We start from the raw sequence: 13,062 nt of genomic DNA, 5'->3' as shown, positions 1-13,062 counted from the left end.
ACCACACGTCAGAGCAGCAAGTCACCCAATGTGAACGGGTACACGACGGCGTTCTGCTCGACCGGCCCGTCGACGCCCGGGACGTCCGCGGCGCACGCGTGCTGGTGCACGCCGAGCCGCGAGTGGAACCAGCCCGGCCGCCCCGGGATGCCGTTGTGCCGGACCAGCCACAGCACGACTTCGCCGTCGGCCCAGCGGTCCGGGTGCAGGCGGTGGGCCCAGCAGTCGTGGTCGGCGTAGACGAGCACGCGCTCGATGCGCGCCGCGTGCCGGACGTGCTTGATCCACGCCTTGATGAACCGGTCGTCGACGCTCTGGGCCGCGACCTCCAGCGCCGGGGCCAGCGAGCCGGGCGCGAACGCGCCGAGCCGGCTGGCCGTCCGCACGAAGTGGTCCGCCTGGTCGTGCACCGCGCCGGGCCGCGCGTAGTGCCGGCCGCCGACGTGCAGGCCGGCTTCCTGGGCACCGGCCAGGCTGCGTTCGGCGGCGCCGTTGCTCCAGTTGACGTTCTCGGTGATGGTCACGGACACGAACTTGGTGTCGGTCGCGCGGACAGCGGTCCAGTCGGTCACCCGCTCCCGGTGGGCCAGCGAGATCCCGAGTTCGCTCTCCGGTTCCGTCACAATCCGCCCCTGGCACGTCGGTGGAGAGCACACCATACGTCGCCGCGGACGGACCCGCAGTGACCCACACGCGGTTGATCAGGCGTTTTCTCAGCGTCTTCGAGAGCGGGACGTGGTACTCGGGCGCACCGACGTCGGTGAGCCGGCAGGCCATTCAGCGGCTCGCGCCGCACCTGTGTCGCCGACGACCGGGCCTCCCTCTCGTCAATGCGCGTGACGCCCTCCGTAGGCTAATAAGGTATGAGCACCCCTGTGTTGACCGCGGTGGCCTGGCCCTACGCCAACGGCCCCCGCCACATCGGCCACGTGTCCGGATTCGGCGTCCCGTCCGACGTCTTCTCCCGCTACCAGCGAATGGCCGGCAACCGGGTGCTCATGGTGTCCGGGACCGACGAACACGGCACCCCGATCACCGTCCAGGCCGACAAGGAGAACTCGACCCCGCAGGAGACGGCGGACAAGTACACCCGCCAGATCGGCACCGACCTGCAGGGCCTCGGCCTGTCCTACGACCTGTTCACGCGGACCACGACCGGCAACCACGCCGAGGTGACGCAGCAGATCTTCCTGGCGCTGCACCGCAACGGCTACGTCGTGCCCAAGACGACCCGGGGCGCGATCAGCCCGTCCACCGGCCGCACGCTGCCCGACCGCTACGTCGAGGGCACCTGCCCGATCTGCGGGTACGACGGCGCGCGCGGCGACCAGTGCGACAACTGCGGCAACCAGCTCGACGCCGCGGAGCTGATCAACCCGAAGTCGCGGATCAACGGCGAGACGCCGAAGTTCGTCGAGACCGAGCACTACTTCCTCGACCTGCCGGCGTTCACCAAGACCCTCGGCGACTGGCTGTCGACCAAGACCGACTGGCGCCCGAACGTCCTCAACTTCACCAAGAACCTGATCGACGACATGCGGCCGCGGCCGATCACCCGCGACCTCGACTGGGGCGTCAAGATCCCCCTCGACGGCTGGCGCGACCAGCCGCTGAAGCGGTTCTACGTCTGGTTCGACGCGGTGATCGGGTACTTCTCGGCCAGCGTCGAGTGGGCCCGCCGGTCCGGCAACCCTGACGCGTGGCAGGAGTGGTGGAACAACGCCGACGCGCGCTCCTACTACTTCATGGGCAAGGACAACATCACCTTCCACGCCCAGATCTGGCCGGCGCTGCTGTTCGGCCACAACGGCGAGGGCGACAAGGGCGGCGAGCCGGGCAAGTACGGGAAGCTGCACCTGCCCGACGAGATCGTCTCCAGCGAGTTCCTCACCATGAGCGGCTCGAAGTTCTCGACCTCGCGCGGGCGCGTCATCTACGTCGAGGACTTCCTGCGCGACTTCGGCCCGGACACGCTGCGGTACTTCATCTCGGTCGCCGGCCCGGAGACCCAGGACACCGACTTCACCTGGGACGAGTTCGTCCGCCGGACCAACTTCGAGCTGGCCAACGAGTGGGGCAACCTGGTCAACCGGTCCATCTCGATGGCCCACAAGAACGTCGGCGCGATTCCCCGCCCGGAGGCCCCGACGGCGGCCGACGAGGAGCTGAAGGCGCTTTCCCGCAAGGCCTTCGACACCGCGGGCGCGCACCTGGCCCGCTCCCGGTTCAAGCTGGCGGCGAGCGAGGCGATGAAGGTCGTCACCGCGGCCAACAAGTACATCTCCGACCAGGAGCCGTGGAAGCTCAAGGACGACCCCGCGCGGCGCGACACGGTGCTGCACACCGCGCTGCAGGTCGTCTCGGACGCCAACACGCTGCTGACGCCGTTCCTGCCGCACTCGGCGCAGAAGGTGCACGAGGCGCTCGGCGGCACCGGCGTCTGGGCCGCCCAGCCGGAGCTGAAGGAGGTCGAGGACCTCGACATCGACGGCCGGATCAACCCGATCCTGACCGGCGACTACGCGGCCGAGCAGGCGAAGTGGGAGTCCACGCCGATCGAGGTCGGCAAGCCCCTGCAGAAGCCGTCGCCGCTGTTCACCAAGCTCGACCCGGCGCTCGGCGAGACCGGTCCGGAGTGGGCACCGATCACGAAGGACTAAGAGGTACGCATGGGTGACGAGAAGCGCGAGCTGCCGCCGGTCCCGGACCGGCTCCCGGTGTCGGTGGTGGACGCGCACACCCATCTCGACGCGTGCGGCGCGGTCACCGCGGCCGATGTGAAGGCCGTGGTCGACCGCGCCGAGCGCGCCGGTGTCGCCCGCGTCGTCACGGTCGCGGACGACCTCGCCGCCGCCCGCTGGGCCGCCGAGGCCGCCACCTGGGACCCGCGCGTGTGGGCCGCCGTGGCGATCCACCCCACGCGCACCAAGGAGTTCGGCGACGCCGAGAAGTCCGAAGTGGAGCGCCTGGCCGCGCAGGAGCGAGTGGTCGCCGTCGGCGAGACCGGCCTCGACTACTACTGGGACTACTCGCCGCACGACGCCCAGCAGGAGGCCTTCCGCTGGCACATCGACCTCGCCAAGCGGCTGGACAAGCCGCTGATGATCCACGACCGCGAGGCCCACGACGACGTGCTGCGCATCCTGGCCGAAGAGAATGCGCCGAACGCCGTAATCTTCCATTGTTTTTCCGGGGACGCGGAAATGGCGCGCAAGTGCCTCGACGCGGGATACGTCCTTTCCTTCGCCGGCACGGTGACGTTCAAAAACGCGAGGGGGCTCCACGAGGCGGCGCGGCTCTGCCCGCCGGGCCAGTACCTCGTCGAGACCGACGCACCGTTTCTGACCCCCCACCCGTTCCGTGGGCGGCCGAACGAGCCGTTCGGCGCGGCTTACACCGTCCGTCACCTCGCGGCGCTCAGGGGCGAAGCTGTCCACGAAGTCGCCGAATCGGTCCGGACCACCGCCGAGCGGATCTACCGACTCCCCAGTGTCACAACGGGTTGAACGCATTGCGACATCAGGGGTGCTTGATCGTCCACCTGATGGAGTGACGGGGATCACGACACTCCGGGGGGTGTTTGCGCAACCCGGCGCGACCCGTTACTGTCCCGTGATCGTGCCGGTCGGTACTGCCCGAGCAGTTGCCGACTGTTACGCCCACAGTCACGTCAGTGCACGTCGGGGAAGCGGAACCGGGAGCGGTACGGCCTGGGACCGTGACGATGGCGCCGGCTGCGGGCCCAGACGTAAAGACGTCGCCCCGAACGGCGTCTTGGGAAAGGGAACGACCCGGTGACAGGTAGCAGACAGGCTGGAGCGCGCTCCACGGCCGTCCTCGACCGCGAATTCGAGGACACCGCGTACGGCCAGCTCGACTTCTCCGACGACCCGAACATCACGCAGCAGGACATCCTCGCCGCGCTCGGCCCCGACGCCGACGCGATGATGGCCGAGATCGACGTCGACGTCGACGAGCTGATCCGCCTCATCAACGCCGAGACGACGTACCTGCCCCCGATCGTCATCCCGGACGGCCTCGAGGAGGACCGCACCGCTTCCCCCGAAGCGCGTCGTGCGGCTCTGGACGAGGGCCTCCGCCAGACCACCAAGGTCTGGAAGCGCCGCTTCCTCAAGGGCGCCGTCCTGTCCGTGATGATCTCCATCGCCGGCGGCGGCGCGGCCGCGCTGGCGATGAACAAGAGCGTCACCGTCGACGTCGACGGCCAGCAGCAGACCGTGCACTCCTTCGGCGACACCGTCGGCGAGGTGCTCGAGGACGCGGGCCTGTCCGTCGGTGCGCACGACTCCCTCTCGCCGTCCCCGCAGGCGGAGGTCGGCGACGGCGGCGTCATCAAGCTCGAGCGCGGCCGCCAGCTGAAGATGATCGTCGACGGCTCGGAGCGCACCTCCTGGGTCCGCGCGACCCACCTCGGCGACGCGCTGGGCCAGCTCGGCATGACCGAGCTCGACAAGCCCGGCACGTGGATGTCGATGCCGAAGGACGGCGAGCTGCCGCTGCAGGGCGCCACGGTCGAGATCAAGACCCTCAAGAACGTCACGCTGTACGACGGCGCCAACGCGCCCAAGCAGGTCAAGACCACCGCGGTCACGACCAAGGAGTTCCTGGGCGAGTACAAGCTCACGCTCGGCCCGGAGGACCAGGCCGAGGGTGGCCTGGACGTCAAGCTGACCGACGGCGCCGAGGTGCACATCAGCCGCACCGGCGTCTCGACGGTCGTCCAGAAGGAGACCATCGACCCGCCCGAGCAGCGCGTCGACGACCCGGACCTGGCCAAGGGCAAGACGTCGGTCGAGGACCCGGGCACGCCGGGCGAGAAGATGGTGACCTACAAGGTCACGCAGAAGAACGGCAAAGAGGTCTCCCGCGAGAGCATCTCCGAGCAGGTCATCACCCAGCCGAAGCCGAAGATCATCCACGTCGGCACCAAGGAGGCCCCGACGCCGGACATCGGCGACGGCTCCGCGTGGGACCGCATCGCGCAGTGCGAGTCGGGCGGCAACTGGGCCATCAACACCGGCAACGGCTACTACGGCGGCCTCCAATTCGACAAGCAGACCTGGAACGCCTACGGCGGCGACCAGTACGCGGCCCTGCCGAGCCAGGCTTCGCGCGAGCAGCAGATCGCGATCGCGGAGAAGGTCAAGGCCGCCCGTGGCGGCAGCTACAGCGCCTGGCCGGTCTGCGGCAAGAAGGCCTGACAGTCTCACCGAACGGCCCTCACCTCCCGAGGTGAGGGCCGTTTCGCGTGCACCAAAAGGCATCACCCGTGATCGGGAGGGCATCACGCGTGTGCCGAGGGGCATCACGCGTGACTGCGGGGGCATCACGGTGATGCCCGTCCAATCACGGGTGATGCCTGCTCAATCACGGGTGATGCCCCGCCGGTAGGCTCGGCCGGTGGTTGAACTGCTGGGACCTGCCGAGATCCGGGGGCTGGCGGCCGAGCTCGACGTGCGGCCGACCAAGAAGCTCGGGCAGAACTTCGTGCACGATCCCAACACCGTGCGGCGGATCGTCGAACTCGCCGGCGTCGGCGAGGGGGACGTCGTGCTCGAGGTCGGGCCCGGGCTCGGGTCGCTGACGCTCGGGCTGCTCGCCACCGGCGCGCGGGTCGTCGCCGTCGAGATCGACCCCGTGCTCGCCGAGCGGCTGCCGAAGACCGTCGCCGAGCGGGGGCCCGAGGCCGTGGAACGGCTGCAGGTCGTCGGGGCCGACGCACTGCGCGTCACCCGCGAACAGCTGGGGGAGCCGACCGCGCTCGTCGCCAACCTGCCCTACAACGTCGCCGTCCCGGTCGTGCTGCACCTGCTCGCCGAGGTGCCCTCGCTCAAGTCCGGGCTCGTCATGGTCCAGACCGAGGTCGCCGACCGGATGGCCGCCGGCCCCGGCAGCCGGATCTACGGCGTGCCCAGCGTCAAGCTCGCCTGGTACGGCCCGGCACGCAAGGTCGCCGCCGTGCCACGCTCGGTGTTCTGGCCGGTGCCGAACGTCGACTCCGCGCTCGTCGCCTTCGAACGCGGTGACGCTCCGGCGTCGGACGACCGCGATCGGCTCTTCGGCCTCGTCGACGCCGCTTTCTCACAACGCAGGAAGACGCTCCGCGCCGCGCTCGCGGGCTGGGCGGGCTCGGCCGAGCGGGCCGGCGAGCTGCTGACGGCCGCCGGGATCGACCCGAAGACCCGTGGTGAGCAGCTGGACGTGCACGACTTCGCGAGGCTCGCCGCCGCGCGTTAGCACGTCCACAGTAGAGACGGGGAAAATACGCCTCCTGGCGTGCGATCTCGCGATTCGGACACCTCCACTCGTGTGATCTGGGCCAACGGGCTTGCTTTCGCTCCGCGGGATCGGTTTTACTCAGTACGTCCATCCCGAGCGACTGAGAGACCTGGCTCGCCGAAGTCGCAGCAACCACCCTCCACAGGGCAGGTGCTACCGCCAGGACCGATGGAGGCCGTTTCCGATGAAGAGGGTAGCCCGCCCCCTGCTCCTGACCAGGCGTCGCGTAGTCGACGAAGGCCGCCGCTCCGTGACCGCATGTCGACGCTCCCACTGAGCTCGTCCCAGCCGGTCCACCTCTTCTTCACGCACCGTCCATAACGGACGGACTCTGCTTGCGGCCGGGCGCCTCCGAGTGAGCGCGCCCCGTTTTCTGGAGCCTTCGTGATCACCGTCGAAAACCTGTCCAAGTCCTTTGCCACCAACGGAAATTCGGTGCTGGCCCTGCGCGACGTGAGCGTCGACGTGCAGGCCGGCTCGCTGTTCGGCGTGGTCGGTCCCGCCGGGTCGGGCAAGTCCGTCCTCGCCCGCTGCATCGCGCTGCAGGAGCGGCCGGACCGCGGCGTCGTCCGCCTCGACGGCCTCAACACCGGCACGCTCGACGGCCGCCGCCTCCGCGAAATCCGCCGTCAGCTCGGCGTCGTCTCGACGAAGCCGGAGCTGATCGCCGAGCGCACCATCGCCGGCAACATCGCGTCCCCGCTCGAGCAGCTCGGCGTCGACGGCCCGCAGCGCCGCAGCCGGGTCGGCTCGCTGCTCGACCTCGTCGGCCTGACGCAGCGCGCGGCGCAGCGTCCCGGCGAGCTGTCCGCCGGGCAGCTCCGCCGGGTAGCGGTCGCGAAGGCGCTCGCGGCGGCCCCCGCCGTGCTGCTCGCCGACGACCCGACCGCCGGGATCGACCCGGAGGAGGCCGGCGCGGTGCTCACCGTGCTCGACCGCGCCCGCTCCGAGCTGGGCACCACCGTCGTCGTCACGACGCCGGACGCCGGCGTGGTCCGCCGGGTCTGCGACGACGTCGCGGTGCTCGAGGACGGCACGGTCATCGAGCGCGGGACGGTCCTCGACCTGATCGCGGACCCGGGCAGCCGCACCGCGCAGGCGCTGCTGCCGGCCATCGAGACCACTCGCGCGCAGACCTCGCGCTACGACCGCTCGGCCGACGTCGTGCTGGTCGGCTTCGCGTCGGTCGGCGCGCTGCTGCCCGAGGCCGCGGGCCGCTTCGACGTCGAGTTCGCCACCATCGGTGGCGGCCTGACCCGCATCGGCGACACCCCGGTCGGCCGGTTCCGCCTCGGCGTCCGCGGCGAGCGGGCCGACGCGGCGCTGGCCTGGGTCGCCGAGCGCGGCGGCCACGTCACGCACACCGCGCGCGGCCCGCAGGGCGTCGCCGCGGCCTGACCCCGTCCCGATGACGCCCCGATGCGCACTTCGCATCGGGGCGTTTTCGCGGGCACGTAGGCTGGTCGGGTGCTCGCCGTAGTTCCGCCCCCAGTCACCGTCCGGGTCCCGGCCAAGGTCAACCTGCACCTTTCGGTCGACGACCTGCGCGAAGACGGTTACCACGAGCTGGTCACCGTGTTCCAGGCCCTGTCGCTGACCGACGAGGTGACCGTCGCCGTCACCGACGAGCCGGGCCTGGAGATCTACGGCGAAGGCGAAGGCACGGTCCCGACCGGCCCGGAAAACCTGGCCTGGCGGGCGGTCGAAGCGCTGTCCGCGCACGTCGGGCGCACCGGCGACCCGAAGGTCCGGGTGGTGCTGCGCAAGGGCATCCCCGTGGCGGGCGGCATGGCGGGTGGCAGCGCCGACGCGGCGGCGACCCTCGTGGGGCTGGCGAGCCTGTGGAACCTCGACGTCACGCGCGACGAGCTCGCCGAGATCGCGGCCGGGCTGGGCAGCGACGTCCCGTTCGCGCTCTACGGCGGCACGGCGCTGGGCACCGGACGCGGTGAGCAGCTGGTCCCGGTGCTGTCGCGGCACACCTTCCACTGGGTGCTGGCCTTCGACCAGCGCGGCCTGTCGACGCCGAAGGTGTTCGGCGAGCTCGACCGCCTGCGTGCCGAGGGCAACCCGCCGCGGATCGGCTCGCACACGCCGGTCGTCGAGGCGCTGGCCTCCGGCGACCCGCGGCAGCTGGCGCTGCTGCTGGGCAACGACCTCCAGGCGGCCGCGGTTTCGCTGCGGCCGGGGCTGCGCCGGACGCTGCGGGCCGGCGTCAACGCGGGCGCGCTCGCCGGCACGGTCTCCGGATCCGGCCCGACCTGCGCGTTCCTCTGCGAGGACGCCCAGTCGGCGGTGGAGGTCGCCGCGGAGCTGTCGGGCGCGGGCGTGTGCCGGACCGTCCGCGTAGCGCACGGCCCGGTCCCCGGCGCCCGCGTGGTCGGCGGCGACGACGCGCCGCGCCCGATGCCACCGCGGGTGCACGCATGAAGAAGGCGGAGTTCGCGTTCCCCGGCCCGTTGCGGGACAAGCTCATCGCGGCCATCCTGCGTGGGGAGAAGACGTCGACCACCGGCGAAGCCCGCGCGGGAATACGAGCCGGTCGATGGCGCGTTGTCGGGAATGGCGATCAGCCGCGAGACCGTCCCATGTCCTCAGTGGACTCACCGGCTCGAGGCAGGCGTGCTGCCGGTGCCGCCAAAGCATTCCGTGCGGGGAAAGTCCGCAATCACCTTGGAGCGGACCTGGTCCGGTTCGTCATCGTAGAGAGGATCGGCTGAGCGGATGCCCAACCTGGTCAACCTGGAGGCGGTGAGCAAGTCCTACGGGGTTCGCCCGCTCCTGGACGGTGTTTCGCTCGGCGTCGCGGCCGGGCAGCGCATCGGCGTCGTCGGCCTCAACGGTGGTGGCAAGACCACGCTCCTGGAAGTCCTTTCCGGACTGACCGAGCCGGATTCCGGGCGGGTGAGCCATGTTCGCGACCTGCGGATGGCCGTGGTCACCCAGCGCACGGAACTGCCGGACGGCAGCACGGTCGGCGACGTCGTCCTCGAACGCTACGGCGCCGAGCACGAATGGGCCGCCGACGCGCGCGTGCGGTCCATTGTGGACGGGCTTGGCATCACCGCGATCGGGCTGGACACGCCGACCGCGAACCTCTCCGGCGGTGAGCGGCGCCGCGTCTCCCTGGCCGCCGCGCTGACCGGCGAGCTCGACCTCGTCGTGCTCGACGAGCCGACCAACCACCTGGACGTCGAAGGTGTCCGGTGGCTCGCCGACCACCTCCTCTCCCGCCGGATCGCGGTCGTGGTCGTCACGCACGACCGGTGGTTCCTCGACACCGTCGCGACGCTGACGTGGGAGGTCGCGAACGGCCGCGTCGAGCAGTACGAAGGCGGTTACGCCGACTGGATCTTCGCCCGCGCCGAGCGCGCGCGGCTGGCCGCGACGGCCGAGGAGAAGCGGCAGAACCTGGCCCGCAAGGAGCTGGCCTGGCTGCGCCGCGGCCCGCAGGCGCGCTCGTCGAAGCCGCGCTACCGCGTCGAAGCGGCCGAAGCGCTGATCGCCGACGTCCCGCCGCCGCGCGATTCCGTCGAGCTGCAGGCGTTCGCGAAGCGGCGGCTCGGCAAGACCGTGCTGGAGCTGGAGGACACGACCTACCGGGTCGGCGACCGGACGCTGCTCGACCACGTCACCTGGCGCATCGGCCCGGGCGACCGGATCGGCCTGGTCGGCGTCAACGGCTCCGGCAAGACGTCGCTGCTGAAGCTGCTCGGCGGGGACGTCGAGGGCGCGACGGGCCGCCGGATCCAGGGCAAGACGGTCGCGCTCGCGCACCTGCGCCAGGAGCTCGACGACCTGCCCGGCGACCTGCGCGTGCTGCAGGCGATCGAGCAGGTGGCCGGGCGCGTCGTGTTCGGCAAGCAGGAGATGACGGCGTCGCAGCTGGGCGAGAAGCTCGGCTTCCCGCAGGCCCGCCAGTGGACGCCGGTCGAGGACCTCTCCGGCGGCGAGCGGCGCCGGCTGCAGCTGTGCCGGCTGCTGATGGCCGAGCCGAACGTCCTGCTCCTCGACGAGCCGACGAACGACCTGGACATCGACACCCTGCAGCAGCTGGAGGACCTCCTCGACGGCTGGCCGGGCACGATGGTCGTCGTCTCGCACGACCGCTACCTGGTGGAACGCGTCTGCGACACGATCGTCGCGCTCTTCGGCGACGGCCGGATCACCCACCTCCCGGGCGGCATCGAGGAGTACCTGAACCGCCGCGCGCTGGCCAAGGAACCGGCGGCGGCCGCGCCGACGGCCGCGAAGGTGGAGGCGAAGAAGTCGGCTGCCGACCTGCGCGCGGCGCAGAAGGAGCTCGGCCGGCTGGAGCGCAAGCTCGACCAGCTGCACGCCAAGGAGGAGAAGCTCCACGCGGCGCTCCTGGAAGCGGCGACGGACCCGGCGAAGCTGATGGAGCTCAACGCCGAGCTGAAGGGTGTCCAGGGCGAGATCGAGGACGTCGAAGGCCGGTGGCTGGAGACGTCCGAACTGCTCGAGTGACACCGCTGCCAGTAATGTCTGCGCCATGAGCAGGTTCGTGGACACGCTCGTCGCCACCGCGACGGGGCGGGGTCAGCAGCGGGGCATGGTCACCGGGGAGCCGAAGGAGCCGGTCCGGCGGACCTGGGCCGAGGTGCACGAGGAGGCCCGGCGGATCGCCGGCGGGCTCGTCGCGGGCGGGTTCGAGCGCGGGGGTGCCGTCGCGGTGCTGGCCGCGGCGCCGGTGCTGATCGCGCCGACCGTGCAGGCCGTCTGGCTGGCCGGCGGCAGCGTCACCATGCTGCACCAGCCGACCCCGCGCACCGATCTCGCCGAGTGGGCCGAAGACACCGTGCGCGTGCTCGGGATGATCGGGTCCGACCTGGTGCTGCTGGGCGAGCCGTTCGACCAGCTGGCGCCGGTGCTGGAAGAGAAGGGCATCGGTTTCCGGCTCATCACCGGCCTCGCCGCGGGCGAGCCCCTCGACGGCGTCGTCGCGACCGACGAGGGCGACACCGCGCTGCTGCAGCTGACCAGCGGTTCGACCGCCGACCCCAAGGCCGTGCGGATCACCTACGGGAACCTGTACTCCAACGTCAAGGCCATGGTCGACCGCGCGGAGTTCGACTTCGACACCGACGTGATGGTGTCGTGGCTGCCGACGTTCCACGACATGGGGATGGTCGGTTTCCTGACCGTGCCGATGACGTTCGGCGTCGAGCTGGTCAAGATCACGCCGGTCGAGTTCCTTTCGGGGCCGTTGATCTGGCCCGAGCTGATCACCAAGTACGGCGGCACCACGACGGCGGCGCCGAACTTCGCGTACGCGATCGTCGGGCGCCGGATGGCCCGCGTCGACGACGACAACGCCTACGACCTCTCGAAACTGCGCATCGCGCTGAACGGCGCCGAGCCCATCGACGAGACGGCCGTCCAGACCTTTGTGGACGCCGGCGCCCGGTTCAAGATGCCGGCGGAATGCGTTTTCCCGGCCTACGGCATGGCGGAGGCGACGCTCGCGGTGTCGTTCGCGCCGCTGTTCACCGGGCTGACGCTCGACATCGTCGAAGCGGACGCGCTGGAGGCGGACAACCGCGCCGTGCCGGTGCCCGAGGGCGACCCCCGGCGCGGCACCGACGACGTCCGGTCGTTCGCGGTGCTCGGCCGTCCCCTGGACGGGCTCGAGGCCGAGATCGTCGACGAGGCGGGCGCCCGGGTCGGCGACCGCCGGGTCGGCGAGATCCGGCTGCGCGGCGAGGCCGTGACGCCGGGCTACCTGACCATGGACGGCCCGGTCGCCACCCAGGACGAGCACGGCTGGCTGAACACCGGCGACCTCGGCTACCTGGTGGACGGCCAGATCGTCATCTGCGGCCGCCGCAAGGACGTCATCATCATGGGCGGCCGGAACCTGTACCCGACGGACATCGAGCGCGCGGCGACGTCGGTCGAAGGCGTCCGCGCGGGCAACGCGGTGGCGGTCCGGCTGGACGCGGGCAGCCGCCGCGAGCGATTCGCGGTGGTCGTCGAGTCGAAGCTGGCGGGCGACGCCGAGGCCGAGAAGAACCTGATGAAGCAGGTTGCGGCGCGCGTGCGCGACGCGGTGGACATGCGCCCGTACGCGGTGGTCGTGCTGCCGGCCGGGAGCCTGCCGAAGACACCGTCGGGCAAGGTCAAGCGCGCGGCGACGGCCCAGCAGTTCGCGGACAAGATCAAGCGGAACGCCGACGCCTGACGGTCGCTTTCCCGTGGAAGTGCCCACCGGGAGGCGGCACTTCCACGGGAAGGCGGCGTCTTAGCGCTGTTGGAGGCGTTCGGCGCGGAGCGTGGGCGGGGTGGCGCGCTCGGAAGTGGCTTCCGACGCCGTGCGGGCGCCCGGGAGGTCCGGGGCGTGACCCGTGCGGGCGGCGAGCTGGTCTTCCACCTTGTCGAGGAACTCGTCGACCTCGCGTTCGTCGTAGCCGCGCTTGCCGATCAGCGGCTTCGCGAACATCACGTGGTGGACTTCGGCGGCGGTCAGGTCGTCCTCCTCGGCGATCGTCTTGGCGACGCGCCGGACGAACTCGTCGACCTCGTGCTTCGCGTAGCCACGGCGGCCGATCGGGGCGTTACCGAAGGTGACCTCGGCGAGGTCTTCGGCGGTGAACGACATGCAACTCTCCGATTCGGGGTTGAGCGGTGCGAACTGCCGTACACCGTCCTAACCCGCGGACGGGCTCCCCCGGAAGGGTTGAAGCCCGAAGCTCACCCCGACGGGCGGTCGCCGTCCGCCTGTGAGTGAGCCGGGACTACGCA

10 protein-coding genes and 1 riboswitch are annotated in these 13,062 nt (G+C 70.9%); of the genes, 8 read left to right on the top strand and 2 right to left on the bottom strand.

What is annotated here, in order from left to right:
- Positions 1-8 precede the first annotated feature (8 nt).
- On the bottom strand, positions 9-623 hold the full coding sequence (locus ACWEN0_RS03075; protein ID WP_451968418.1) for a glycoside hydrolase family 25 protein: 615 nt from the start codon (positions 621-623) through the stop codon (positions 9-11).
- A gap of 240 nt (positions 624-863) precedes the next feature.
- Here ACWEN0_RS03075 and metG point away from each other — a divergent pair, with 240 nt between their 5' ends.
- From metG to ACWEN0_RS03035, 8 genes are all read left to right on the top strand, one after another.
- Positions 864-2,660 carry a methionine--tRNA ligase gene (gene metG / locus ACWEN0_RS03070; protein ID WP_451968417.1) on the top strand — a complete coding sequence of 599 codons (1,797 nt, stop codon included), beginning with the start codon at positions 864-866 and terminating at the stop codon, positions 2,658-2,660.
- Between the two features lie 9 nt (positions 2,661-2,669).
- The gene (locus tag ACWEN0_RS03065; RefSeq protein ID WP_451968416.1) at positions 2,670-3,506 is read left to right on the top strand and encodes a TatD family hydrolase; all 837 of its coding nucleotides are present in this window, start codon (positions 2,670-2,672) and stop codon (positions 3,504-3,506) included.
- Between the two features lie 288 nt (positions 3,507-3,794).
- Positions 3,795-5,222, top strand: a complete 1,428-nt coding sequence (locus tag ACWEN0_RS03060; protein ID WP_451968415.1) for a transglycosylase family protein — start codon at positions 3,795-3,797, stop codon at positions 5,220-5,222.
- Between the two features lie 199 nt (positions 5,223-5,421).
- Entirely contained in the window at positions 5,422-6,258 is an 837-nt protein-coding gene (gene rsmA, locus ACWEN0_RS03055; RefSeq protein ID WP_451968414.1) for a 16S rRNA (adenine(1518)-N(6)/adenine(1519)-N(6))-dimethyltransferase RsmA, read from the top strand.
- A 126-nt stretch (positions 6,259-6,384) separates the two neighbouring features.
- A riboswitch (SAM riboswitch) is annotated at positions 6,385-6,475 on the top strand.
- 209 nt (positions 6,476-6,684) lie between these two features.
- Positions 6,685-7,698: a methionine ABC transporter ATP-binding protein gene (locus tag ACWEN0_RS03050; protein ID WP_451968412.1), complete on the top strand. Its 1,014-nt coding sequence runs from the start codon at positions 6,685-6,687 to the stop codon at positions 7,696-7,698.
- A 69-nt stretch (positions 7,699-7,767) separates the two neighbouring features.
- Positions 7,768-8,730, top strand: a complete 963-nt coding sequence (locus ACWEN0_RS03045) for a 4-(cytidine 5'-diphospho)-2-C-methyl-D-erythritol kinase (RefSeq protein WP_451968411.1) — start codon at positions 7,768-7,770, stop codon at positions 8,728-8,730.
- Between the two features lie 294 nt (positions 8,731-9,024).
- Positions 9,025-10,788, top strand: a complete 1,764-nt coding sequence (locus tag ACWEN0_RS03040; protein WP_451968410.1) for an ABC-F family ATP-binding cassette domain-containing protein — start codon at positions 9,025-9,027, stop codon at positions 10,786-10,788.
- Positions 10,789-10,813: 25 nt separating this feature from the next.
- Complete coding sequence (locus ACWEN0_RS03035; RefSeq protein WP_451968409.1) at positions 10,814-12,502, top strand: fatty acyl-AMP ligase; 1,689 nt, start codon at positions 10,814-10,816, stop codon at positions 12,500-12,502.
- A gap of 60 nt (positions 12,503-12,562) precedes the next feature.
- Here the strand turns inward: ACWEN0_RS03035 and ACWEN0_RS03030 are convergent, their stop codons facing one another.
- Complete coding sequence (locus ACWEN0_RS03030; RefSeq protein WP_451968408.1) at positions 12,563-12,919, bottom strand: DivIVA domain-containing protein; 357 nt, start codon at positions 12,917-12,919, stop codon at positions 12,563-12,565.
- Positions 12,920-13,062: the final 143 nt, after the last annotated feature.

Source organism: Amycolatopsis sp. NPDC004378 (assembly GCF_053602455.1).
This window is presented reverse-complemented; position numbering and strand designations above follow the sequence as displayed.

What these genes read in the sequence shown, in the direction of transcription:
- metG (WP_451968417.1), top strand. Translation starts at nt 864, where the DNA reads ATGAGCACCCCTGTGTTGACCGCGGTGGCCTGGCCCTACGCCAACGGC.
- ACWEN0_RS03065 (WP_451968416.1), top strand. Translation starts at nt 2,670, where the DNA reads ATGGGTGACGAGAAGCGCGAGCTGCCGCCGGTCCCGGACCGGCTCCCG.
- ACWEN0_RS03040 (WP_451968410.1), top strand. Translation starts at nt 9,025, where the DNA reads ATGCCCAACCTGGTCAACCTGGAGGCGGTGAGCAAGTCCTACGGGGTT.
- ACWEN0_RS03035 (WP_451968409.1), top strand. Translation starts at nt 10,814, where the DNA reads ATGAGCAGGTTCGTGGACACGCTCGTCGCCACCGCGACGGGGCGGGGT.
- ACWEN0_RS03030 (WP_451968408.1), bottom strand. Translation starts at nt 12,919, where the DNA reads ATGTCGTTCACCGCCGAAGACCTCGCCGAGGTCACCTTCGGTAACGCC.